The sequence below is a fragment of the Burkholderia sp. ABCPW 111 genome, assembly GCF_000773065.1.
Taxonomy (GTDB): Bacteria; Pseudomonadota; Gammaproteobacteria; order Burkholderiales; family Burkholderiaceae; genus Burkholderia; species Burkholderia savannae.
Window position 1 is genome coordinate 104,527 of sequence record NZ_JPWT01000055.1, and the last position, 24,114, is coordinate 128,640.

A 24,114-nucleotide genomic window follows, 5' to 3' on the forward strand; every position below is an offset into this window, starting at 1 on the left:
GAAGCCGATCGCGATGCGGCGGAAGTTGCGTGGTGACCAATCAACCGAGGGCTGCGACGGTTCGTTCGTCGTACTCACCTATGTCATACCCGGCGACCTATATTTTGTTTGTCGATGGGGCAGATCAGGGAGAGCATCACTCATGGTCAAGAAACGACTCCGCGCCGCATGCGTCGGCACCGTCATCGGGCTCGCGGCGCACGCAACGCACGCGCAATACACGACGGACTGGCTGGCGAACACCTACGGAACCATCGCGTCGCACGTCGGCAACAACGCGCGGTCGATGTGGGTGTCGCCCGAAGGCGTCGTCTATACGGCTTCCTTCTGGGACGAGAACGAGGGCGGCGTCGCGATCTACCAGAACGGCAAGAGTCTCGGCTCGATCGGCTCGCACGCCGAGTTCCAGGGCGGCGCGATCACGGGCAACGCGACGTCGATCTTCGCGGCGCTGCAGTACGGCACCCCGCAGGGCAGCGGATCGGTCGGGCGCTACAACCGGACGACGCTTGCGCGCGATCTCGTGATTAACGTCAGCGTGTGGAACGCCGTGAGCCGCGCCGACGTGATCACCGGTCTCGCAACGGCGGGCACGCTGCTCTACGCAAGCGACTTCTTCGGCAATCGCGTGCGCGTCTTCACCACGGACGGCGTCTGGCAGCGCGACATCAGCATCGCGAATCCCGGCGCGCTCGCGCTCGACGATGCCGGAAACCTGTGGGTCGCGCAGAAGAACGCGGCGAAGATCGTCGAGTACGGCCCGGCCGGCGCGTTGATGAACACGATCCAGATGCCGACGGCGTCGCGGCCGTCGTCGCTGTATTACGACGCGTCGAAGCGGCAGTTGATGGTCGGCGATCAGGGCCCGGACATGAACGTCAAGCTGTACGCGATCAACGGGACGCCGAGGCAAACCGGCACGTTCGGCGTGCAGGGCGGCTACCTCGATACGACGACCGGCATCAAGGGGCAGGTCGGCGACAAGCGCTTCACGCGCGTGGTCGGCATCGGCAAGGACGCCTCCGGCACGCTGTACGTGCTCAACAATCCGTGGGGCGGCGGCTGGGATCTCGGGCGCAACGGCGCCACCGACATTCATGCCTACGATACCTTCGGCAACGTGCGGTGGAAGCTGCAGGCATTGAACTTCGAGGCGATCGGCGCGCCGGACCCGACGACGGACGGCGCATTGTTCTACAGCGGAATGAACGTCTACGCCGGCACGGCGGGCGGCACTTTCGTCGCGAACACGGTCGATCCGTTCACGTATCCGTCCGATCCGCGCCTCGACATGAACGATTACCAGCGCGGCCAGCACTTCGGCCAGCTCGTCGGCGTCGGCGGCAGCAAGATCCTCGTCGCGTCGGGGCAGAATCCGGGGAACTTCAACTTCTATCACTTCAACGCGGCGAGCGGCTACATCGCGATTCCCGACGCGTCGCTGCCGGGCAAGGCGTTCAACACGACGCTGCAGGTGACGGCCGGATTCTCGATCGACAACAAGGGCGACGTGTGGGCCGGCCTCAACGGAACGAACGCGATCTCGCACTATCCGCTGACGGGCTTCGACTCGAGCGGCAAGCCGACGTGGGGCGCGCCGGCGTCGATTCCGGCGCCGGCAAGCATCCAGCCGACGGCGCGCATCCTCTACATGTCCGACAGCGATACGATGATCCTCGCGCAGGGCATCGCGGGGAGCTGGGACTGGACCGCGATGAACGGGCGGATCGAGGTGTATCACGGCTGGAATGCGGGCAACGTCGCACAGCCGAATCCGGTCATCACGCTCACGAGCCCGAATCCGAAGTCGATCGCGGCGGCCGGCAAGTACCTGTTCGTCGGCTACGTGCACACCGTGCCGAACGTAGACGTGTTCGATCTCAACACGGGCCAGCTCGTCACCACGCTGATCAACTCGAACACGGGCGTGATGGACGTCGGCAACGACGTCGATTCGATGTACGGCATCAGGGCGTATCTGCGGTCGACGGGCGAATACGTGATCACGAAGGACAACTACAACGGATCGAGCATCGTCGTCTATCGCTGGCGGCCGTGACGGCGAGCGGCCCGCCGGATCGAAACGGACGGAAGCCGGGCGGCGTGCGATGCCGGCACGTCGCCGTCCGGCTTGCGGGCGCGGCGTCGCGCGAGCGTGCGAAGTAAAAGCGCCGTGTTGCACGATGTTTCGCATCGTTTAGTAAATCTGATAAAAACATTACATCACCCTTCATTTCATTGACGAAGAAACTTCCCGTGTCCTAGTCTTCCAGCACAGTCGAGATTCACGATTGGCCGTCGACGCGTCGTCGATCGTGCCGCTCGAAAACGAAGCACAAGAACTGGAGACAATCATGAATCGATTCGTCAGGCTGGGCGTCGCGATGGCCGTTGCTTGCGCGCTCGCGGCTTGTGGAGGGGATGACGGCGGCCCCGCCGCGACGGCGTCCTCGCTGGCCGCGACGGGCGCGAACGGCGCTGCGGCAAACGCGGTGCAAACGAATGACGCCGTTCGCGCCGTCTCGCTGACCCAATACGTCGACCCGCTGATCGGCACGCTCGCGAGCAATTCGCCGAACCCGGTGCCGGCCGGGCAGGCGGGCAGCGTGGTGCCGGCGGCGGGCCTGCCGTCGGGCATGGTTCAGTGGGCGCCCGATACGAACACGACGCCCGCGCCAGCCGGCAGCAAGGAGCCGGGTTCGCCCGCCGGCTACTACTACGACCTGAACTCGATTCAGGGCTTCAGCGTCACGCACATGAGCGGCGCGGGCTGCGCGGGCAACAACGGCGAATTCCCGGTGATGCCGACCACCGACGCGACGAAGCTCGCGCCGACATTCAGCCATGCGAACGAAACCGCGAAGCCCGGCTATTACTCGGTGCTGCTCGATTCGCAGATCAAGGTCGAGCTGACGGCGACGCTGCGCACCGGCTTCGGCCGCTTCGCGTATCCCGCCGGCAAGCCCGCGATCCTCGTGTTCGACGCGACGCGCACGAACACGAAGGCGTCGACGAGCGGCGCGATCACGCGCGTGTCGTCGAGCGCGATCTCCGGCAGCACGGTGGGCGGCGGCTTCTGCGGCAACTCGGTGCCGGTGCCCGTGTACTTCTATGCGACGTTCGACCGGCCGTTCGCGTCGACGTCGTCGATCTCGCGCGGCGTGGCGAAGCTCGCGTTCGATTCGGGCGCGACCGTGCAGATGAAGATCGGGATCTCGTACGTGAGCGTCGACAACGCGAAGGCGAATCTCGACGCCGAGAACAAGACGTGGGATTTCGACGGCGTGCGCGCGCTCGCCGATGCGGCGTGGAACGAGCGGCTAGGCGCGATCCGCGTGTCGAGCACCGATGCCGACGCGCTGAAGAAGTTCTACACCGCGTTCTATCATGCGCTGTGGGCGCCGAGCGTGTTCAGCGACGTCAACGGCCAGTACGTCGGTTTCGACAAGCAGGTGCACGCGGTTGCGAATGGCCAGGCCGCTCAGTACTCGAGCTTCTCCGGCTGGGACATCTATCGCTCGCTGATCCAGCTGAAGGCCGTGCTGTTCCCGCGCGAGACGAGCGACATGATCCAGTCGCTCGTCAACGATGCGGACCAGTGCGGCGCGATTCCGCACTGGGTGAACGACAACGTCGAGGACGGCGTGATGCCGGGCGACGCGGGCTCGCTGATGGTGTCGAGCGCGTATGCATTCGGCGCGCGCAACTTCGACGCGCGCGGCGCGCTCGCGCACATGATCAGGATGGCGAACATTCCCGGCACCGCATGCGCGGGCGTGACGACCAACGGCGGGCGCGCGAGCTATCTGCAGACGGGCTACATCACGAGCGGCGAGTGGGGCATCGCATCGTCGACGCTCGAATACACGAGCAGCGATTTCGCGATCTCGCGCTTCGCGGGCGCGCTCGGCGACACGGCGACGCAGAAGATGCTGCTCGGGCGCTCGGCGTATTGGCAGAACCTGCTGAACGCGTCGTCGAATCCGCCGCTCGTCGCCGCGCGTCAGGCGAACGGCGCGTGGATCGCCGAAACGCCGGGCAGCACCGACAATTACGTCGAGGGCAACGCGGAGCAATACACGTGGATGGTGCCGTACGATCCCGCGGGCCTTTTCGCGCAGCTCGGCGGCAATCAGGCGGTCGTGCCGCGGCTCGACAAGTTCTTCACGGTGCTCAATGCCGGGATGAGCCTGCCGAACTTCTACATGGGCAACGAGCCGACGTTCGAAGTGCCGTGGCTGTACAACTGGGCGGGCGCGCCGTCCGGCACGCAGCGCATCGTTCAGCAGATCATGCAGACGGCGTTCAGCACGCAGCCCGACGGCCTGCCCGGCAACGACGATCTTGGCGCGGTGTCCGGCTGGTACGTGTGGGCCGCGCTCGGTCTGTATCCGCAGATTCCGGGCGTCGCGGGCTTTGCGATCGGCAGTCCGCAATTCCACGCGATCGACGTGCAGCTCGGCAGCGGCAAGACACTGAAGATTCGCGCGCCGGGCGCGCCGTCTTCGAATTACGTACAGAGCGTCAGCGTGAACGGCCGCGCGCAAGCGAGCCCGTGGATCGCGCTCGACGCGCTCGAAGGCGGCGCGGTCATGCACTTCAAGATGGGCGACGGGCCGTCGCAATGGGGCGCGGGCGAGGCGCCGCCGTCGTTCGGCGTGCCGGTTGCGCGCGACGTGGCGGACAGCTTCAACAACCGCGGCATCAGCACGGACGGCGCGGCGAACGCCGACGGCCAGGGCGCCGATTTCGACGGCAGCCTGTTCAGTTACTCGGCGGCCGCGCTCGCCCAAGCGGGCGTGCGGCCCGGCGCGCCGTTCACGTACGGCGGGGCGAGCTTCGTGTTCGGCGGCGGCGCGTCTTCGCTCGACAACGCGGTGACGGTGGGGCAGACCGTGATGCTGCCGCCGGGCTCCGCAGGCACGAGCGTCGTCGTGCTGGGTGCGTCGAACAACGGCCCGAGCACGGGCGTCGCGCAGTTGCACTTCGCGGACGGGACGAGCGCGCAGGTCACGCTGTCGTTCGACGACTGGACGCTGAACGGCGGCAGCACGAGCGCGAGGTCGGCGATCGCCGTGACGTCCGCTTATCGCAACGCCGGCAACGGGCAGAAAGATAACGTGAAGGCTTACGTTTTCGCGCAGAAAATTCCGCTGCCGGCCGGCAAGGTCGTGACGAGCGTCACGCTGCCGCGGCAGGTGAGCGCGGGCAAGATGCACGTGTTCGGCATCGGCGTGGCGGCTTGACATAGGCGCGCGCCATGCCGATGCGTGGCACGCGCTCGATGCATTCTAGGCGGGCCGGTCGCGGCCCGTGACGTGCGGCGGCGCGTCTTCGCGGACTGCGCCGCCGCATGCCGCTTCGATGAGCGGTGAATTGTCTATTGCGCTTGGCGAAGAATCGCCACGATCAACGCGCGTTATCTCCTCATTGTTCCCTCCTGGTTTCACGATCGAATATGTCGGGCGGCAATCCGGTGCGTTGCACCGACTGAATTTCAATGAAAGTCTCGGCGTTTTAGTTTTCAGATCGACTGATCAAATAATCTACAAAAGATAATCCAATCGGGTCCGTCATAAAAACAAAACACTCGATTGGATTGCGATCCGCGAACACTTCCTCGGCGCTCGCGGAATCGTTTCATGTGACTTTCTGTTGGAAATTTCATTCCTTTGATCAATCGGCTTATCGGCGCGGATATATCGAATTATTCGCGTACTGTCCGGCTGCATTTTCAATTTAATAGTAAGAAAATTCTCCGAACAGTCATTTCGATTAATGCGTATTTATCGGGTTTAATGCGAAAAATAGAATCTGCCTCGCCATCAACTCATTTGATCAGCGAGGTCGAAATTCATGAGAAACGACCGGAACCACGAGATCGCTCTGGCGATCCTGGGCGAAATTCTCGAGATTCACCGGCGGTATCCGGAATACACGACGGATTCGGACATCCGTCATGAAATCGAACAGATCCACGCGGTTCAGCTTCCCAGAATCCGGACGTTCGTCGACGCGGCGCGGCCGGTTCGCTTCGTCCTGCCGGCGTTTCCGTCGAAATCGCCGAATCCGAACAAGGTGCTGGGGCGGCTGCCGGACATGGCGGAGAAGCTCTCGCTGTCGTTCCTGAACGATCTGTGCGAGCGGATTCGTCGCTTCTACGCACCCGGCGCGACATTGACGATCTGCTCGGACGGCCGCGTGTTCGGCGATCTGATTCGCGTCGACGATCGCGACATCACCGCGTACCAGGGCGCGCTGACGCGGATCATCGCGGATCTGCGCGCGGATCATCTGTCGACGTACAACCTCGAGAACTTCGAGGCGTTTGCGGATCGCACGTCGAATTTCGACGACATGCGGCGGCTGCTCGTCGACGAATTCGCCGACCCGATCGATGCGATCAAGCGAAAGCTGACGGGCGAAGAGGAGGGCACGCTGCTGTATCGAGCGATCACGCGCTTCATGTTCGAGGACGGCTTCACGCCCGACTATCGCGGCTCGAAAGCCGCGCTGCAGAAAGACTCGAAGACGCGCGCGCTCGGCGTGATCCAGCGTAGCTGGGCGTGGGGCGCGCTCCTCGCCACGCAGTTTCCGGATGCGATTCGGCTGTCGATCCATCCGCAGCCGGCCGCGAGCCCGAAGATCGGCGTCCACATGATGCCGACGCGCGACAACTGGCTGACGCCGTGGCACGGCGTTGCCGTCGACGCCGGCGATCAGTTCGTGCTGATGAAGCGCAGCGACGTCGAGCGGCTCGGCGGCCGCGTCGTGATGCGCGACGCTCGACCGAGTCACTACGAAATCGAACGTTCGCGGATTGCCTGCGGCGACCTGCTTGCGCTTGCCGTCGCGCGCGGCGAACACGCGTCGGCCGATGCCGGCGACAACCTGATCATTTCGGAGGCCGTATGAGCGACTTTTTCATGCAGCGGTCGGTATCGCTCGAACCGCTCACGGGCGATGCCGGCGCGCCCTGTTCGTTCGGCGTGCTGGTGAAGCCGCGCCATGCGCACGTTCACGTCGGCGAGCTGTCGATCGAGTGGCTGCGCGCGCTGGTGCGCGGCCAGCAGCTCGTCGTGCTGCGCGGCTTCGACAGTTTCGTCGACGCGGCAAGCATGACGCGCTATTGCGCGACGTTCGGCGAAATCATGATGTGGCCGTTCGGCGCCGTGCTCGAGCTGATCGAACAGGCGAATCCCGCCGATCACGTGTTCGCGAGCAGCTACGTGCCGCTGCATTGGGACGGCATGTATCTGGAGACCGTGCCGGAATTCCAGGTGTTCCAGTGCGTGCAGGCGATCGGCGAAGCGGACGGCGGGCGCACGACGTTTTCGAGCACGACGCAGGCGCTGCGCGTCGCGACGCCCGAGATGCGCGCGCTCTGGCAGCGCGCGCACGGCCGCTATCGGCGCACGGTGGAGCTCTACAGCAACACGGTCGAGGCGCCGATCGTCGAGAAGCATCCGCGCCGCGAGTTTCCGGTCTTGCGCTTCTGCGAGCCGCCGATCGAAGGCGACAGCACGTTCATCAACCCATCGAGCTACGCGTTCGGCGGCATCGCCGAAGACGAGAAGGAGGCGCTGCTCGGCAGCCTGAAGCGCGCGCTCTACGATCCGCGCGCGCATTACGCGCATCGCTGGCAAACGGGCGACGTCGTGCTCACCGACAACTTCACGCTGCTGCACGGCCGCGAGAGCTTCACGAGCCGCACCGGCCGCCATTTGCGCCGCGTGCACATCCACGGCGATCCGCCGCTGCGCAATCCGCATCTGTCGAAGCAGCCGCAGCGCGCGGCGGCCGCCGATGCGGCAGCCTGACCAACTCGTCGACGGAGAGACGACCATGACGTTGATGACCGGAAACGATTATCTCGACAGCCTGCGCGACGGGCGCAACGTGTATCTCGGCGGCGAACGGATCGCCGACGTCACGTCGCACCGCGCGTTTCGCAACGCGGCGCGCAGCATCGCTTCGCTGTACGACGCGCTGCACGGCGAGCATCGCGAGCGGCTGACCGCGCCCGATCGGCACGGGCAGATCACGCACCGCTTCTTCAAGCCGAGCTATTCGGTCGACGATCTGCTGTCGGCGCAGGACGCGATCGAGCTGTGGTCGAAGATGACCTACGGCTTCATGGGCCGCACGCCCGATTACAAGGCGGCGTTCATGTCGGGGCTCGAGGCGGGCGCCGGCTATTACGGCAATTTTCGCCAGAACGCGGCCGACTGGTACAAGCGCTTCTCGGGCAGCGGCCTGTATCTGAATCACGCGATCATCAATCCGCCGCTCGATCGCAGCAAGGCGATCCACGACATGCGCGACGTGTTCGTGCACGTCGTCGACGAGACCGATCGAGGCATCGTGGTGAGCGGCGTGAAGATGCTCGCGACAGCCGGCGCGCTGACCAACGCGACGTTCGTCGCGCCCGTCGCGTCGGCGCTGCTCGAGCCCGGCAAGGCGGACGACTTCGCCGTCGTGTTCTTCACGCGAATGGACAACCCGGGCCTGAGCCTGATGTGCCGGCCGTCGTACGAGGCCGCCGCGACGAGCCCGTTCGACGCGCCGCTGTCGAGCCGCTTCGACGAGAACGACGCCGTGCTGATCTTCGATCGCGCGTTGATCCCGTGGGAAGACGTGCTCGTCTATCGCGACGTGAAGCGCGCGACCGGCTTCTACGCGGCGTCGGGCTTCGCGAATCTCTACAACTTCCAATCCGGCATCCGGCTCGCGGTGAAGCTGGAGCTGATGATCGGGCTGTTGTCGCTCGGCACGCAGGCGAACGGCACGCAGCAGTTCCGCGGGATTCAGGCGGCGCTCGGCGAGCTGATTTCGCTCCGGCATCTGCTGAAGGCGATCACGTCCGCGATGGCGCACGATCCGGATCGCACGCAGGCGGGCGTCGTCGTGCCGAAGCTCCAGTACGCGTCGGCGCTGCGCATCCAGGTGCCGCAGATCTGGAAGCGCGTGCGCGAGCTGATGGAAACCGCGCTCGGCGGCTCGCCGCTCGTCACCGTGTCAGGCGCGGCGGACTTGCTCGATCCGCAGGTGAAGGGGCTGATCGATGCGTACTACCGCGGCGCGGCGCTCGAGCCGGAGCAGCGGATCAAGCTCTTCAAGCTGATCTGGGACGCGACGGGCAGCGAGTTCGGCTCGCGTCATTCGGTCTACGAAACGCATTACTCCGGCAATTTCGACCAGATACGCCTCGACTCGCTGACGTGGGCGACCCGGTTCGGCCAGCTCGCCGATTGCGAAGCGTTCGCGCAGCGCTGCATGGACGACTACGACGCGTCGGGCTGGTCGCGCGGCCCGTGGCTGCACGACTGAATCGCCCCGTCGATCCCTATCGTTTCAACTCAAAGGAGCAGCTATGTGCGGTATCACTGGATGGGTCGACTTCGGCCGCGATCTGCGCAACGAAGCGCGGATCGTCGACGAGATGACCGATACGCTCGCGCGCCGCGGGCCGGACGCGCGCGGCGTGTGGCTCGACAAGCACGTTGCGCTGGGGCACCGGCGCTTGTCGATCATCGATCTCGAGCGCGGCACGCAGCCGATGCTCAGCCCCGAGCGTGGCCCGCGCGATCTGCCGCGTGCGGCGATCTCGTATGCGGGCGAAACCTACAATTTTCGCGAGCTGCGCGCCGAGCTGGGCGCGCTCGGCCACCGGTTCGGCACGCATTGCGACACCGAGGTCGTGTTGCGCGCGTATCTCGAATGGGGCGCGGCGTTCGTCGATCGCCTCAACGGGATGTATTCGATCGCGATCTGGGACACCGCGCGCGACGAGCTGCTGCTCGTTCGCGACCGGCTCGGCGTGAAGCCGCTGTTCTACTACCCGACGGCGGACGGCGTGATCTTCGGTTCGGAGCCGAAGGCGATTCTCGCGCATCCCGACGTGCGTGCGCGCACGTCGTCCGAAGGGCTGTGCGATGCGCTGCTGTTCCTACGCACGCCGGGGCAGGTGCCGTTCTCCGGCATGCGCGAGCTGAAGCCCGGTCATCTGCTGCGCGTGCGGCGCGGCGGCATCGTCGAAGAGCGTTACTGGGCGCTCGAGGCGCGCCCGCACACCGACGACCTGCCGACGACGATCGCGACGATCCGCTCGCTGCTCGACGACATCGTGTCGCGCCAGATGATCTCCGACGTGCCGCTGTGCGCGCTGCTGTCGGGCGGCGTCGATTCGAGCACCGTCGCCGCGCTCGCGCAGAAGCAGCGGCGCGCGAACGGCGGCGGCGCGTTGTCGACGTTCTGCGTCGACTTCACGGGCCACACGCGGAACTTCCAAGCCGACCCGATTCGCCCGACCGCCGATGCGCCGTTTGCGCTCGAAGTGGCGCGACACATCGGCAGCGACCATCACACGATCGAGCTGAACCAGGATGGGCTGCTCGATCCCCAGGTGCGCGAAACGGTGCTGCGCGCGTGGGATCTGCCGTTCAACTTCGCCGATCTCGACGTGTCGCTGTATCGGCTGTTCGCGCAGGTGCGCAAGCACGCGAGCGTCGCGCTGTCGGGCGAGGCAGCCGACGAAATCTTCGGCGGCTACCTGTGGTTCTCCGATCCGGGCGCGCGTCGCGCCGAGACGTTCCCGTGGCTCAAGCTCGGCGCGCATCGCGGGCTCGATCCGCGCGCGCTGTTCCATCGATGGTTCATCGACGATCTGAAGCTCGGCGAATACGAAGCGGACCTGTACCGCGCGGCGCTCGCCGAAGTGCCGCGCCTCGACGGCGAAAACGCGGAGGACCGCCGCACGCGCGAGCTGCACTACCTGACGCTCACGCGCTGGCTGCCGGTGCTGCTCGACAAGAAGGACCGGATGGGAATGGCGAGCGGCCTCGAAGGGCGCGTGCCGTTCTGTGACCACCGGCTCGTCGAGTACGTGTTCAACATCCCGTGGTCGATGAAAACGTTCAACGGCCAGGAGAAGGCGCTGCTGCGCGCGGCCGCCGCCGATCTGCTGCCCGAATCGGTGCTGAACCGCAAGAAGGCGGCGTATCCGTCGATTCAGGCGCCGGGCTACGACCGCGGCCTCATCGACCGCCTGAACCGGGCGATCGACGCCGGCCGCGCGCCGCTCAAGCCGTTCATCGACGCCGACGCGCTGCGCAATCTGACCGCGAGGACCGCGGCCGGAAGCCTTTCGGAATTCGAACGAATCCTGCTCGAATCGAGCAGCCGGCTCAACCACTGGCTCGATCTCTATCGGGTCGAAATCGACGGCGTGACGGCCGGTTGAGTCGTCGACGAACATTTCATTTGGAGAGCGTATCAATGCAAGCAATCGAGATTCGCGAGACGGGCGGCCCGGACGTCCTCGACTACGTGACGCGCGCCGAGCGCGATCCCGGCGAGGGCGAGGTGCTCGTCGAGCTCGCCGCGGCGGGCGTGAACTTCATCGACCTGTATCGCCGCGAGGGCCGATATCCGATGCCGCTGCCCGGCACGCCGGGCGAAGAGGGCGCGGGGCGCGTGCTGGCGGTCGGCCCGAACGTCAAGCGGTTCAAGCCGGGCGAGCGCGTCGCATGGACGACCGTGATGGGCAGCTACGCGACGCGCGTGATCGTGCCCGAGGACAAGGCGATCGTCGTGCCGGACGGGATCGATCTGCGGACGGCCGCCGCCGCGCTCGTGCAAGGGATGACCGCGCACTATCTCGTCCACGATTCGTACCGCGCGCGCGAAGGCGACGTCGTGCTCGTCCACGCGGCGGCGGGCGGCGTCGGGCTGCTTCTGACGCAGTGGCTGAAGCGGCGCGGCGCGCGGGTGATCGGCACGGTGTCGACCGAAGAGAAGGCGGCGCTTGCGCGCAGCAACGGCGCGGACGACGTGATCCTGCATCACGCGCGCGACGATCTCGCCGCCGAAGTGCGCCGGCTGACGGACGGCAAGGGCGTGCACGCGGTGTACGACGGCATCGGCGCCGCGACGTTCGACGCGAGCCTCGCGAGCCTCAGGACGCGCGGCACGCTCGTGATCTTCGGCGGCGCGAGCGGCCCCGTGCCGCCCGTCGACGTGATGCGGCTGCTGTGGGGCGGCTCGCTCACGCTGACGCGCCCGTATCTCGAGCACTTCCGCGCGACCGTCGACGAATTCCTGTGGCGCGCGGGCGAAGTGTTCGACGGCATCCTGAACGATACGCTGAAGATCCGGATCGGCGGCACTTATCCGCTTGCCGAAGCGCGTCGCGCGCACGCGGATCTCGCGGCGCGCAAGACGACCGGCAAGCTCCTGCTCGTGCCGTGACGCCGTTTCGTTTCGCCCGCTCACTCACTCACTCATTCATTCATTCATTGAACAGGATGCCTATCTATGGGAAAGATCATCGGCGCCGGCCTGATCTCGCACGCGCCCGTCGTGATGATGTCGGAGGCGACGCGGCTTCGCGAGAACGGCGGCCGCGATTTCACGCTCGCAACGGGCCTGATGCGGTTGCGGCGCGACGTGTTCGATGCCGACGACTACGATACCGTGCTCGTCTTCGATAGCCACTGGCGAACGACGACCGAGGCGGTCGTCACATCGCACGCGCGGCGCGAGGGCCGCTTCACGTCGGACGAGATGCCGAACGCGATCCGGCAGTTGTCTTACGATCTCGCCGGCGATCCCGAGCTCGCGCACGCGATCGCCGAACTGGCGCCGCGGCGCGCGTCGTGGATCGCCGCGGTCGACGATCCGTGTTTGCCGATTCATTACGCGACGCTCAATCCGTGGACCTACCTCGGCCGGCCCGACAGGCGCTGGCTTTCCGTCTCCGTGTGCCAGACCGCGACCGCCGGCGATTTTCTGCGAATGGGCGAGATCGTCGCGGAAGCGATCGGGCGGCTCGAGCGCAACGTGTTGCTGGTCGCGTCGGGCGGACTGTCGCACGTGTTCTGGCCGCTCGCCGAGCTGCGCAACCGGATGGCGGGCGCCGCATCGAACATCGTGACGCCTGCGGCGCGCGCAGCCGACGAGCGGCGGATCGCGTGGCTCGAAGAAGGGCGGCACGACCGGGTGATCGACGCGATGCCGGAATTCCTGCGTTTCAATCCGGAAGCGAACTTCGGCCACTATCTGATGATGGCGGGCGCGATCGGCGCGCGCGCGTGCGTGGCGCGGGGGCGACGCTTCGGCGAGTACGAGAACGGGATCGGCACCGGTCACGTTCACTTGTGGTTCAGCCCGGCAGACGGCAGTTGGACGCAGACCGCGGCAACGCAGCGCGCTCGGAAAGCGGCGAGCGCATGAACGTCGCGGCGCGCGGGCGCGGATTCCCGGCGCCCGTGCGCGCGAAGCGCCCGGCGCCGTGATCCTTCGATGCGCCGACGCCACGCTAGGCGGAGATCGGTGCCCGCCGCTCGGGCGCGCGGGCACCGACCGGCCGGGCCCGCGCCTGCGCGCGCCCGACGCCCGACGCCCGACGCCCGGCAAGCGGCAAGCGGGCGAACATCGTCGCAAGCGCCGTGTCGCGCGAAGCGGCCGTTCGGGCTCGCCGTTAGACCGGAATCGCGCCCGTGTACGTCTGCTCGCCGGGCAAGCGGGCCAGATACGCCTGGACCGCGCCGAGGAACAGGCGCTCGCGAACCGATGCGTGCCGCGGCGACGTGCGAAACGCATAGATGCCGCCTTTGGGCATCGTCCATGTCGGCAGCAGCCGATGCAGACGTCCTTCCCGCAAGTCTTCGGCCACCAGATAGTCGGGAAACGCGGTGATGCCCGCGCCCGCGAGCGCCATCTGATGCGCGAGCAGCACGCTCTTCACCTTCAGGCGGCCGTTCGTCTGAATCCGGACCGAGCGGCCGCCGTTGCCGAACACCGAATAGCTGAGATTCGCGAGCCCGCCGTGCCCGATCCAGTGCGAACCGGGCAGATCGTCGGGATGCCGGGGCACCGCGTGTCTGCGCGAATACTCGGTAGATGCGACGAGCACTTGGTCGAACGCGCCGAGCATCTTCATCCGGAAACCTTTCTTCTTCGGCCACCCCGTTTCGAACGCGAGATCGATGCGTTCGCCGACCAGGTCGATTTCAGCATCGTTGCAGACGATCTCGAGCTCGATCTGCGGATGCTGGTGAATGAAGGTTGCCGCGATCGAGCTCAGATGCGCGGTGGAAAAGCCGCTCGGCGCAGCGACGCGCAGCAGGCCGGTCGATTCGTGGCGCAGGCACCGGATGCTGCCGATCACGTCGTGAAGGCCGCTCACGAACTCCTGGGAGGCCGAATACAGTTTGTTGCCGGCGTCGGTCGGCGCGATCCTGCGGGTGCTGCGCATCACGAGCTGTGTGTCGATCTCGGCTTCGAGACGACTCAGGTATTCGCTGACCAGCGACTTCGACATGCTCAAGCACTCCGCTGCCGCGGTGAAACTACCCTTCTCGACAATCGTCATGAAAACGCGCAGGTGATTCAAATTTCTTATCCCCACCTCGGACATATATCCCACCTCAAGAACGGTCAAGTTTCGAAATGCCGGGCGGCGCCCGCCGTGTCGCGGACGGGGCGCCGATGTCGCGCGTGCGCTGCATCGCAATACGGCGACATGAACCCGGCGCTGGATCTGGAAGATGGTTGTTCCGCCGCATGCGGGGCGTGTCGTCGGGGAGTATCGTGGGCGAGCGCGACGTCGGGCAGGCAAGGCGGCGCGCACGGCCGCGCGCGATCCGCGCGTCGCGAATCGCGGCTGTCGACGTGCGGGCCGGTGCCGACGGCTCGGCGCGAGTCGGGCGACCGGCGCCGCCGACGCGGCGGCGGGCTGCGAACGTCAAGTTCGTCCTCCTTTGCATGCTCGATCCACGAAAGACGGGCCGGACGAGCCGACATTCATCGCGGCCCGTGTTCTTCATGTGCGGCAATCGGTTCATCGGCAATGCGATGCGGCAGCAATCCGGTCCCGCGGAATCCATGCTCCCTCGCATACGCTTTACAACCATCTCCGTCAGTATTCCATAGCCAACTTAAGACCTTAATAAAATAATGGTAAATAATTTTATATGAGACGATTGTCTCGTCGAGAGGGCGTCGATATCTCGTGCAGAGCTGCACGTAGGCGGCGGTTGAATCCATTCATTATTTCGGCCTCATTCGATGTGTTTACGGCGCTTATGGCGCATAGCGCGCTTGCATGGATCGCACGTGAAGCCGGTGGAGGATTCGGACGTGGTTGCCGATCGAGTTCCGGGCCGGCGGAATCGGGCTGGAGCGGCATTTCGACCGGCGACGCGGCGGCCGTGCCGACGCGGGATACCGCTACGGCGCACGGTGAGAGGCAGTGAATCCTGACGGAAAATGCGCGAATTCGGATGGATTCGGCGGAATCGAGAATATTCGGACAAGTGCCGCATCGTCGATTTTTATGCGATGGGGATGCCGGTATTTTGAGGAATTAAGTTACCTGAAGGTTACTTGTCTCGCCGATCGAATATTCAAGATGAGTTACCTTCCGGTTACTAATAACTCGAATGCGAGATTTGCTCGATGATCTTTCGTGACGCTTATCGACGGCGATTCGGCGTAATCGCTTATTGACGGGCGCGATAAGCGGCTCGAAATGGCTGATCGTAGTCAGTAGTCAGTAGTCAGCAGCTAGCAGTCAGCGGCTCGTGGCATGCGGCACGCGGCACACAACCGCACAGCCACGGAGTTGCGCAGCCGGTGCGCGAACGTCATGGATTCGCGCGATGCCCTGCCGCACGGCGTACCCATGCGGCAAAACGGCGGCATGGCGCGCGCACGTCTCATGATGTGCTCATCCGCAACCGCAACCGCATCTGCCGGCGTTCGCGTTCGCATCCGCATCCGCGTCGACCGTCACGCGGACAGAAAGAACTCGCGAAGATGCCGATTGAACGCGCTCGGCCGCGCGAGATTCATGCCGTGGGACGCGCCCGCGATCGTGGCCCGCGACGCGTTCGGCATCCATCGGCTCAGCGCGTCGACGTTCGCGTGAAAGTGAGCCGGGCTCTTCTCGCCGTCGATCAGCAGCGCCGGACACGCGACGCCGCGCGCCGTTTCCGCCGCATACGCGGGCAGCGGATCGCGCAACTGCATGGCGAGCGTATGCGCGTTGTCGGTCGCCATCGTGCGGAAGACGCGCGTGCTCTTTCGCCAGGTGCCGGGACGGCTGACCGAATCGACGAACAGCTCGAGCCCGGCGTCGGTCTCGCCTTGCGCGATCAGCGCCACCGCGCGCGATCGCAGGCGCTTCGTGTCGAGCGACGCCTTTGCGTCCTCGGCGGCCGGGCCGGCGAGCGATCCGCCGGGGTCCGCGAGCGTGAGTGAACGGACGAGCGACGGAAAGCGGGCCGCGACGTGATATGCGACGCAGCCGCCGCGCGAATGGCCGACGAGATGCACGGCGCCGATGTCGAGACGTTCGATGAACGCGCCGACTTGGTCGGCGTGCGTGCTCCAGCTGAACGGCGGCAGCGATGCCGCGTGCGGCGCAGGCCAATAGTGCGTGAGGCTCGGCGCGATGCAGTCGAAATGCGCGGCGAGGCCGCTCGATTGGGCATGCCAGAAACGGAAATCGCACAGCGAGCCGTGGACGAACAGCACGGCCGGGCCGTTGCCGGTTCGTACGTAGGGCATGCGGATGCCGCCGGAGATTTCCAGCGTCGTTGCGGTGTCGGGGGAGGAAAGGTGATTCACGGTCGATGTAGCGGCGCAATGTCGCACGCAATGATAAGCGCAGCGGGGCGGCCGACGCCATCGGTCGGACGCCCCGGGCGCCGCGTCGTGGCGATGCGGCGCCGGACGCCCGTCGGACCGTGGCGCGCGCGCGGAATTTTGCAGCCGAATACCGGCCGTTGTGTGGCCGCAAGGTCGAACCGAAGGCGGCGTGCCGTGCCGTTGTGTCGTCATGTCGTCGAAGACATGCCGATGATTCATTGCGGACGACCCGTGTCGGCGAAGGCACGGCGTTGGCCGGGGAACTGTCGGGCGGCGACGTCGCGTGACGCGGCGGTTGTCGATGCCGTGATCGACGCGCCGGCTCGCTTGGTTCGCTGCGCGCGGCGTGCGGCGCGCCACGGGCGACCTGCGTCGGCAGCGATCCGCGATTGACGAAGGCCGATGCAGATTTCCCGTGATCTGACCAAAATTGACAGACGTTTCGCGATGAATCGTCTAACTTTTACGACGGAGAGGCTATTCGACGTCCGGCCTTCTCCGATCTCAAGAAACTGCAGCAATCGGCCCATGTTGTGTTGTTGATCGACCCGTTGCCTTGCCGGGCGGCGGGTCGTCTTTTCCGATCGTTCGCATCGGAAGCCGTTGCCGCGCCCGCCGGATCGAACGGCGCGAGGATCGGAAGCGGGGCGCGGCCAGCGGATGTCGATCGGCCTTTGCTGCTTCGGCCATTCATGCCGCGGCGTCGTCGGCCGCGCGTCGTTGAAATACGATCGGAATGCGAAATGCCCGGAACGCGCGTGTTCGCACCCGCATTCTCCGGAGCGCGTTTTCGCCGCGCGCCGCGCGACACATGAAACGCGACACGCGACACGCGTGCAAACCCCTCCCTTCGCCGCCGATCCCATTGCCTAAAATCAAGTTACGCGCGAGACGGTTCCGATCGTATTGGCGCGAAGGCGTCTGGCGGCGTCGCTCGCGCGTTCGAATCCCGACATGTTTCAATCGTAAGGTGAATCGTCATGGCGACTTATGTGGTTCTTGCAAACTTCACGGACCAAGGCATCCGCACGGTGAAGGACAGCCCGAAGCGGGCCGGTCAGGTGGCGGAGATGGCGAAGAGTTTCGGATGCGAAATGAAGGAGGTCTACTGGACGCTCGGCGCGTTCGATATCGTCGCGGTCGTCGAGGCGGCCGACGAGCAAAGTCTCACCACGTTCGGCTTCGCACTCGGTTCGGCGGGCAACGTCCGCACGCAGACGCTGCGCGCGTTCACGAAGAACGAAATCGGCGCGATCATCGGCAGATTGCCGTAACGCACGCGTCGCGCGCCGGCGTTGGCCGGTCGAGCGCGGGCTGGTCCGAACGCGGGCCGAAGGCGGATTGCAGGCAGAGGAAAGGGCTGAAGCAAGGAGAAAGCCCATGTCGAATACGCAAGGCGACGCAGGATCGCCGTTCGCGGCGTCCGTCGAAGCGGGCAGCTACCGCATCGCGCGGCCGGCCGGCGTGAGCGACGTGATCGAACTGGTGCGTACGCACGGCATCCAGATCGTCGATCTCAAGTTCACCGATCTGCCGGGCCTCTGGCAGCATTTCTCGATCACGCTTCCGGAACTCCACGCGGATCTGTTCAGCGCGGGAATCGGTTTCGACGGCTCGTCGATCCGCGGCTTCCAGGAGATTCACGAATCCGACATGCTGCTGCGTCCCGATCCGACGACCGCGTTCGTCGATCCGGTATGCGAGGCGCCGACGCTGTCGATTCTTTGCGACGTGATCGATCCGGCGACGCACGGGCCGTATTCGCGCGATCCGCGCTACGTCGCGAAAAAAGCGGAAGCGCATTTGCGTGCGACGGGCGTGGCGACGGCCTGCTACGTCGGCCCGGAGCTCGAATTCTTCATTTTCGATTCGATCCGCTACGGCCAGGATCAGCACAGCGGCTACTACCACGTCGAATCGGCCGAGGGCGATTGGGCGACGGGCCGAGACGAGGGCGCTTACGGCGGCGGCAACCTCGGCTACAAGGAGCGCTACAAGGAAGGCTATTTTCCGACGCCGCCGAACGACACGCTGCAGGACATCCGCTCGGAAATCGCGCTGACGCTGCAGCGCGCGGGCGTGCAGGTCGAAGTGCATCATCACGAAGTCGCGACGGCCGGCCAGAACGAAATCGACATGCGTTTCGCGACGCTCACGCGCATGGCCGACAACGTGATGATCTACAAATACGTGTGCAAGAACGTCGCGCGCCGGCACGGCAAGGTCGCGACGTTCATGCCGAAGCCGCTGTTCGCGGACAACGCGAGCGGCATGCATTGCCATCAGAGCCTGTGGGCCGACGAACGCAATCTGTTCTACGACGCGCACGGCTGGGCGATGACGTCGCAGCTGTGCCGCTGGTACATCGGCGGACTGCTCGAGCATGCGCCGGCGCTGATGGCGTTCTGCGCGCCGACGACGAATTCGTACAAGCGCCTCGTGCCGGGCTACGAAGCGCCCGTCAATCTCGCGATGTCGCAGCGCAACCGCTCGGCCGCCGCGCGGATTCCGATGGTGTCGGACGCGCCCGCCGCGCGGCGCGTCGAGTTTCGCTGCCCCGATCCGTCGGCGAACGCGTATCTCGCGTTCGCGGCGATGCTGATGGCCGGGCTCGACGGCATCGAGAACAGGATCGATCCGGGCCCGCCGCTCGATACGAACATCTACGAGCTGCCGCGCGAGGAAGCGGCGAAGGTCCGGCAGGTGCCGGGCTCGCTCGACGCGTCGCTCGCCGCGCTCGAAGCCGACAACGCGTTCCTGCGCAAGGGCGACGTGTTCACCGACGACGTGATCCGAACGTGGATCGACTACAAGCGCAGGCGCGAGCTCGATGCGATCCGGCTGCGTCCGCATCCTTGGGAGTTCTATCTGTACTTCGACGTCTAGAAGAACGAGGAGGCCCGCGATGACCACGGTCGGCAGCTTCGACATCGATTACACGCAATACCTCGGCCCCGACGGCGAGCCGGTCCAGCCGTTGCCCGCGTTCGCGCAGGACGCGGCCGCGTTGCTGCCGCTCTATCGCGCGATGGTGCTCACGCGCGCGTTCGACACGAAAGCGATCGCGCTGCAGCGCACCGGCAAGATCGGCACGTTTGCGTCGTCGGTCGGGCAGGAGGCGATCGGCGTGGGCGTCGCGAGCGCGATGCGGGCCGACGACGTGCTGTTTCCGTCGTACCGCGATCATGCCGCGCAGTTCATGCGCGGCGTCACGATGACGGAGAGCCTGCTCTATTGGGGCGGCGACGAGCGCGGCAGCGATTTCGCGGCCGCGCGCCTGGATTTTCCGAACTGCGTGCCGATCGGCACGCAGGTGTGCCATGCGGCGGGCGCCGCGTATGCGTTCATGCTGCGCGGAGAAGCGCGCGTCGCGGTGGCGATACTCGGCGACGGCGGCACGTCGAAGGGCGATTTCTACGAGGCGATGAACATCGCGGGCGCGTGGCGCGCGCCGCTCGTCATCGTCGTCAACAACAACCAGTGGGCGATCTCGATGCCGCGCGCGCGGCAGACGGCCGCGCGCACGCTCGCGCAGAAGGCGATCGCCGCGGGCATCGAAGGGCGGCAGATCGACGGCAACGACATCGTCGCGGTGCGCCAGATCGCGGGCGACGCGATCGAGCGCGCGCGGCGCGGCGGCGGCCCGACGCTCGTCGAAGCGCTCAGCTACCGCCTCGGCGATCACACGACGGCGGACGACGCGACGCGCTACCGCGACGCCGAAACCGTCGGCAAGCAATGGGAGTTCGAGCCGCTGCTGCGCCTGCGCAAATACCTGATGCATCGGAACGTGTGGGACAAGGCGCAGGACGAGCAGCTCGGCAAGGCGTGCTACGCGCAGGTCGAAGAAGCGGTGCAGGCGTATCTCGCCGTGCCGCAGCCGGATGCGTCGGCGATGTTCGACCATCTGTACGCGAGCCTGCCGCAGGCGATGCGGGAGCAGCTCGCGACGGCGCTCGCGTTCGCGCCGGCCGCGGGGAATCATCATGGCTGATCTGAATCTCGTCGAAGCGGTCAATCTGGCGCTCGCGTACGAGCTCGCGCACGATCCGTCGGTCGTGCTGCTCGGCGAGGACATCGGCGCGAACGGCGGCGTGTTTCGCGCGACCGTCGACTTGCAGGCGCGCTTCGGCGCGCAGCGCGTGATCGACACGCCGCTCGCGGAGACGGCGATCGCGGGCGCGGCGATCGGCATGGCGGCGATGGGGCTCAAGCCCGTCGCGGAAATCCAGTTCACCGGCTTCGTCTATCCGGCGATCGATCACGTGCTCAATCATGCGTCGCGGCTGCGCCACCGCACGCGCGGCCGGCTGTCGTGCCCGCTCGTGATCCGCGCGCCGTGCGGCGCCGGCATTCACGCGCCGGAGCATCATTCGGAAAGCCCCGAGGCGATGTTCGCGCACATTCCGGGGCTGCGCGTGGTGATTCCATCGACGCCCGCGCGCGCTTACGGGCTGCTGCTCGCGGCGATCCGCGATCCGGACCCGGTGATGTTCTTCGAGCCGTCGCGCCTGTATCGCCTGTTCAGGCAGCCGGTCGAAGACAACGGCGACGCGCTGCCGCTCGACACGTGCTTCACGCTGCGCGACGGCTCCGACGTCACGCTCGTCAGCTGGGGCGCGATGCTGCAGGACGTGCTGGCGGCCGCCGACCAGCTCGCGCAAGAGGGCGTGACGGCCGAAGTGATCGACGTCGCGACGCTCAAGCCGCTCGATGCCGACACGATCGTCGCGTCGGTTTCGAAGACGGGACGCTGCGTGATCGTTCATGAAGCGCCGCGCACGGCGGGCTTCGGCGCGGAGATCGCCGCGCTCGTCGCAGAGCGTTGCCTGTATTCGCTGCTCGCGCCCGTGCAGCGCGTGACGGGCTACGACGTCGTCGTGCCGCTGTTCCGGCTCGAAAGCCAGTACGTGCCGAGCGTCGCGCGCATCGTCGACGCGGTCGGAAAGACGCTGGAGGCGCTGTAAAGACATGAAGATCTTCAAATTGCCCGACCTCGGCGAAGGCTTGCAGGAAGCCGAAATCGTCGAATGGCACGTGAAGGCCGGCGACACGATCGAGGCCGACCGGCCGCTCGTGTCCGTCGAGACCGCGAAGGCGATCGTCGAGATTCCGTCGCCGCAAGCGGGCCGAATCGCGAAGCTGTTCGGGCAGCCGGGCGACATCGTTCATCTCGGCGCGCCGCTCGTCGCGTTCGAGGGCGAAGCCGACGAAGCCGATGCGGGCACGGTCGTCGGCCACATGACGGTCGGCGAGCACGTGGTGCACGAGACGCCCGCGGCGCTCGGCGCGGGCCCGGGCGGGCGCGCGGCCGGCGCGATCAAGGCGATTCCCGCCGTGCGCGCGCTCGCGCGCAAGCTCGACGTCGATCTGGCGATGGTGACGCCGTCGGGCGCGGACGGCGTGATCACCGCGGCGGACGTGCAGCGCGTCGCGAAAGTGCTCGCCGAGCTCGGGCCGCCCGAGGTGCTGCGCGGCGTGCGGCGAGCGATGGCGCAGAACATGGCGCGCGCGCAGAGCGAAGTCGCGGCGGCGACCGTGATCGACGACGCCGACATCCACGCGTGGCCCGCGGGCGCGGACGTGACGATGCGCCTGATTCGCGCGCTCGTCGCCGGCTGCCGCGCGGAGCCCGGGCTCAACGCGTGGTTCGACGGGCAGGCGGGGCGCCGCCACGTGGTCGCGAAGATCGACGTCGGCATCGCGGTCGATCTGCCGGACGGCCTGTTCGTGCCGGTGCTGCGCGACGTCGCGCATCGCGACGCCGCCGATCTGCGCCGCGGGCTAGACCGGATGCGCGCCGACATCCGCGCGCGCAAGATTCCGCCCGACGAGCTGCGCGGCAACACGATCACGCTGTCGAACTTCGGAATGATCGCCGGCAAGTACGCGGCGCCCGTGGTCGTGCCGCCGACCGTCGCGATTCTCGGCGCGGGGCGCGTGCACGACGCGGTCGTGGCGGCGAACGGCGTGCCCGCCGTGCATCGCATTCTTCCGCTCAGCCTCACGTTCGATCATCGGGTGGTCACGGGCGGCGAGGCGGCGCGCTTTCTCGCGGCGGCGATCGCGGATCTGCAATCGCCGCAATAGGTCGATGGCTCGCGCGGCTGCGCGATACGCACGACGCGCGCGATGCATGTGATGCATGTGATGCATGTGATGCATGTGATGCATGCGACGCGCACGATCGTTGCTCGACGTCGTCCGCGCATGACGAATTTCCCGAGTGCGGCGGTTGCCGCGCCGCCGCCGCGAATGTGCTCCTCGCCGCCCGGATGGCCGATGCGCGAGCTCGGATCAACTGTGTCGCAAGTCTTGCCTTCATCGAAACTTCGTCATCCTTTGCATGAGGAAGCGATACCGCCGCGCATTGCCGTTTTTGGGTTGCTCGTCGGTCAACGTCTCATTCAAAAGGGGCATTGAAACGCATCGGAATCCGCGATGCGCCCGCATTGCCGCCGGACTGCGCGGGCCTCTCGACGCCCCCGTACCCCGTGACCCGGGAAGACTGGATCGAAGCATCGAATGTCGATCAGGACTTCTTGCCGTTCGCGTGCGGCGTCGCGCATCCCGGCGCCGAACCGAACGGCGTCAGACCGATGCCGCAATGTGCTCGCGCAGCCACATGTGCGCGGGGTCGCGATGGGAGCGTTCGTGCCACAGCATCGCCATCTGGAAGCCGGGCACGTCGACGGGCGGCTCGACCACCCGCAGCGCGCGGTTGTCGCGGACGAGCCGCGAAGGCATCATCGCGACGAGATCGCTGCTCGCGACGACCGACATCATGAACAGAAAGTGCGGCACGGACAGCACGACGCGCCGCGTGAGGCCGGCTTTCGCGAGCGCATGGTCGGTGACGCCCTGAAAGCCGCCGCCGTCCGGCGACACGATCACGTGATCGAGCCGGCAGAATTGCGCGAGCGTCGGCCGCCGTTTCAGGCGCGGATGGCCGGCGCGCCCGGCGAGCACGTACCGTTCGGTGAAGAGCGCGCGATGGCGCAGGTTGCCCGGCGCGCATTCGGTGATGTGGAAGGCGAGATCGATGTCGCCTTGCTCCGCCTGCTTCGCGATCCGCGACGGCACCTTCTCGACGACGGCGAGACTGTATTACCCCGGCTTCGACGTGCTGCCGCCGTTCGTCGTCTATCGGACGAGCCGCACCGACGAGGCGCGATTCGAGACGATCTGCGATTCGCTCGGGCAGCGCCTCGACGATTTCTGGAAAACCGCGCCGATACCTTATCGCGCGCAGAATGCCGGCGAGTACGAAATTCCGCGGCTCACGCTGCGGGACGACGTCGCGCCGGAGCGGTCGGGATTCGCCGCGCATATCGCGTAGCGGGGCGGCGGCGTGCGAGAAGATGCGAGGCGATGCGTCGCCCGGCGTGATGCATCGTGCATCGCGTGCGACGTGTCTCGCGTCACGTGTCACGCGTCGCACATCGCGTGCCGTGCGTCGCG

At 66.3% G+C, this 24,114-nt stretch carries 16 protein-coding genes and 2 pseudogenes; 15 read left to right on the plus strand and 3 right to left on the minus strand.

Going from position 1 to position 24,114, the window contains the following annotated elements:
• The first annotated feature begins 142 nt into the window (after nucleotides 1–142).
• The 8 genes from X946_RS08960 to X946_RS08995 all read left to right on the plus strand — a co-directional run bounded on the left by X946_RS08960 (nucleotide 143) and on the right by X946_RS08995 (nucleotide 13,233).
• The gene (locus X946_RS08960) at nucleotides 143–2,059 is read left to right on the plus strand and encodes an SMP-30/gluconolactonase/LRE family protein (RefSeq protein ID WP_038745984.1); all 1,917 of its coding nucleotides are present in this window, start codon (nucleotides 143–145) and stop codon (nucleotides 2,057–2,059) included.
• 232 nt (nucleotides 2,060–2,291) lie between these two features.
• Nucleotides 2,292–5,246 (plus strand): GH92 family glycosyl hydrolase, encoded by a 2,955-nt coding sequence (locus tag X946_RS08965; RefSeq protein ID WP_038745986.1) that lies wholly within the window; start codon nucleotides 2,292–2,294, stop codon nucleotides 5,244–5,246.
• 610 nt (nucleotides 5,247–5,856) lie between these two features.
• Nucleotides 5,857–6,915 carry an L-tyrosine/L-tryptophan isonitrile synthase family protein gene (locus X946_RS08970; protein WP_038745988.1) on the plus strand — a complete coding sequence of 353 codons (1,059 nt, stop codon included), beginning with the start codon at nucleotides 5,857–5,859 and terminating at the stop codon, nucleotides 6,913–6,915.
• The gene (locus tag X946_RS08975) at nucleotides 6,912–7,820 is read left to right on the plus strand and encodes a TauD/TfdA dioxygenase family protein (RefSeq protein ID WP_038745990.1); all 909 of its coding nucleotides are present in this window, start codon (nucleotides 6,912–6,914) and stop codon (nucleotides 7,818–7,820) included. Before X946_RS08970 ends, X946_RS08975 begins: the two co-directional genes overlap by 4 nt.
• Before the next feature lie 25 nt (nucleotides 7,821–7,845).
• Nucleotides 7,846–9,330 carry a 4-hydroxyphenylacetate 3-hydroxylase family protein gene (locus X946_RS08980; RefSeq protein WP_038746294.1) on the plus strand — a complete coding sequence of 495 codons (1,485 nt, stop codon included), beginning with the start codon at nucleotides 7,846–7,848 and terminating at the stop codon, nucleotides 9,328–9,330.
• 43 nt (nucleotides 9,331–9,373) lie between these two features.
• Nucleotides 9,374–11,242: an asparagine synthase (glutamine-hydrolyzing) gene (asnB, locus tag X946_RS08985; RefSeq protein WP_038745992.1), complete on the plus strand. Its 1,869-nt coding sequence runs from the start codon at nucleotides 9,374–9,376 to the stop codon at nucleotides 11,240–11,242.
• A 35-nt stretch (nucleotides 11,243–11,277) separates the two neighbouring features.
• On the plus strand, nucleotides 11,278–12,249 hold the full coding sequence (locus X946_RS08990; protein ID WP_038745994.1) for a quinone oxidoreductase family protein: 972 nt from the start codon (nucleotides 11,278–11,280) through the stop codon (nucleotides 12,247–12,249).
• A gap of 66 nt (nucleotides 12,250–12,315) precedes the next feature.
• Nucleotides 12,316–13,233, plus strand: coding sequence for a catechol 1,2-dioxygenase (locus tag X946_RS08995; protein ID WP_038745996.1), 918 nt, complete (start codon nucleotides 12,316–12,318; stop codon nucleotides 13,231–13,233).
• A 247-nt stretch (nucleotides 13,234–13,480) separates the two neighbouring features.
• Here X946_RS08995 and X946_RS09000 read toward each other — a convergent pair whose 3' ends face one another.
• Nucleotides 13,481–14,419, minus strand: a complete 939-nt coding sequence (locus X946_RS09000) for a LysR family transcriptional regulator (protein ID WP_081989453.1) — start codon at nucleotides 14,417–14,419, stop codon at nucleotides 13,481–13,483.
• 1,373 nt (nucleotides 14,420–15,792) lie between these two features.
• Complete coding sequence (locus tag X946_RS09005; RefSeq protein ID WP_081989454.1) at nucleotides 15,793–16,572, minus strand: alpha/beta fold hydrolase; 780 nt, start codon at nucleotides 16,570–16,572, stop codon at nucleotides 15,793–15,795.
• Nucleotides 16,573–17,633: 1,061 nt separating this feature from the next.
• Between X946_RS09005 and X946_RS09010 the strand changes: the two genes are divergently transcribed.
• The 6 genes from X946_RS09010 (at nucleotide 17,634) to X946_RS33505 (ending at nucleotide 23,076) form a co-directional block, all read left to right on the plus strand.
• A complete protein-coding gene (locus X946_RS09010; RefSeq protein ID WP_038746001.1) occupies nucleotides 17,634–17,927 on the plus strand; it encodes a GYD domain-containing protein in 294 nt (97 codons plus the stop codon).
• Nucleotides 17,928–18,033: 106 nt separating this feature from the next.
• The gene (gene glnA, locus X946_RS09015) at nucleotides 18,034–19,539 is read left to right on the plus strand and encodes a type I glutamate--ammonia ligase (RefSeq protein ID WP_038746003.1); all 1,506 of its coding nucleotides are present in this window, start codon (nucleotides 18,034–18,036) and stop codon (nucleotides 19,537–19,539) included.
• Between the two features lie 19 nt (nucleotides 19,540–19,558).
• A complete protein-coding gene (gene pdhA / locus X946_RS09020; protein WP_038746005.1) occupies nucleotides 19,559–20,647 on the plus strand; it encodes a pyruvate dehydrogenase (acetyl-transferring) E1 component subunit alpha in 1,089 nt (362 codons plus the stop codon).
• A complete protein-coding gene (locus X946_RS09025) occupies nucleotides 20,640–21,620 on the plus strand; it encodes an alpha-ketoacid dehydrogenase subunit beta (protein WP_038746007.1) in 981 nt (326 codons plus the stop codon). The genes pdhA and X946_RS09025 overlap by 8 nt, the downstream gene beginning before the upstream one ends.
• A 4-nt stretch (nucleotides 21,621–21,624) precedes the next feature.
• On the plus strand, nucleotides 21,625–22,743 hold the full coding sequence (locus X946_RS09030; protein ID WP_038746009.1) for a dihydrolipoamide acetyltransferase family protein: 1,119 nt from the start codon (nucleotides 21,625–21,627) through the stop codon (nucleotides 22,741–22,743).
• A gap of 42 nt (nucleotides 22,744–22,785) precedes the next feature.
• Nucleotides 22,786–23,076, plus strand: a complete 291-nt coding sequence (locus X946_RS33505; RefSeq protein ID WP_152611662.1) for a hypothetical protein — start codon at nucleotides 22,786–22,788, stop codon at nucleotides 23,074–23,076.
• 168 nt (nucleotides 23,077–23,244) lie between these two features.
• Here X946_RS33505 and X946_RS09035 read toward each other — a convergent pair.
• A pseudogene (locus X946_RS09035) lies at nucleotides 23,245–23,754 on the minus strand (LysR substrate-binding domain-containing protein); the annotation flags it as partial.
• Between the two features lies 1 nt (nucleotide 23,755).
• On the opposite strand from X946_RS09035, the pseudogene X946_RS09040 reads away from it, so the two are divergent.
• Nucleotides 23,756–23,992, plus strand: a pseudogene (locus X946_RS09040) (NAD(P)H-dependent oxidoreductase); the annotation flags it as partial.
• Nucleotides 23,993–24,114 lie beyond the last annotated feature (122 nt).

Coding starts and splice junctions, on each gene's coding strand:
- X946_RS08960 (WP_038745984.1), top strand. CDS start 143: ATGGTCAAGAAACGACTCCGCGCCGCATGCGTCGGCACCGTCATCGGG.
- X946_RS08970 (WP_038745988.1), top strand. CDS start 5,857: ATGAGAAACGACCGGAACCACGAGATCGCTCTGGCGATCCTGGGCGAA.
- X946_RS08975 (WP_038745990.1), top strand. CDS start 6,912: ATGAGCGACTTTTTCATGCAGCGGTCGGTATCGCTCGAACCGCTCACG.
- X946_RS08980 (WP_038746294.1), top strand. CDS start 7,846: ATGACGTTGATGACCGGAAACGATTATCTCGACAGCCTGCGCGACGGG.
- asnB (WP_038745992.1), top strand. CDS start 9,374: ATGTGCGGTATCACTGGATGGGTCGACTTCGGCCGCGATCTGCGCAAC.
- X946_RS08990 (WP_038745994.1), top strand. CDS start 11,278: ATGCAAGCAATCGAGATTCGCGAGACGGGCGGCCCGGACGTCCTCGAC.
- X946_RS08995 (WP_038745996.1), top strand. CDS start 12,316: ATGGGAAAGATCATCGGCGCCGGCCTGATCTCGCACGCGCCCGTCGTG.
- X946_RS09000 (WP_081989453.1), bottom strand. CDS start 14,419: ATGTCCGAGGTGGGGATAAGAAATTTGAATCACCTGCGCGTTTTCATG.
- X946_RS09005 (WP_081989454.1), bottom strand. CDS start 16,572: ATGCCCTACGTACGAACCGGCAACGGCCCGGCCGTGCTGTTCGTCCAC.
- X946_RS09010 (WP_038746001.1), top strand. CDS start 17,634: ATGGCGACTTATGTGGTTCTTGCAAACTTCACGGACCAAGGCATCCGC.
- glnA (WP_038746003.1), top strand. CDS start 18,034: ATGTCGAATACGCAAGGCGACGCAGGATCGCCGTTCGCGGCGTCCGTC.
- pdhA (WP_038746005.1), top strand. CDS start 19,559: ATGACCACGGTCGGCAGCTTCGACATCGATTACACGCAATACCTCGGC.
- X946_RS09025 (WP_038746007.1), top strand. CDS start 20,640: ATGGCTGATCTGAATCTCGTCGAAGCGGTCAATCTGGCGCTCGCGTAC.
- X946_RS09030 (WP_038746009.1), top strand. CDS start 21,625: ATGAAGATCTTCAAATTGCCCGACCTCGGCGAAGGCTTGCAGGAAGCC.
- X946_RS33505 (WP_152611662.1), top strand. CDS start 22,786: ATGCATGTGATGCATGTGATGCATGTGATGCATGTGATGCATGCGACG.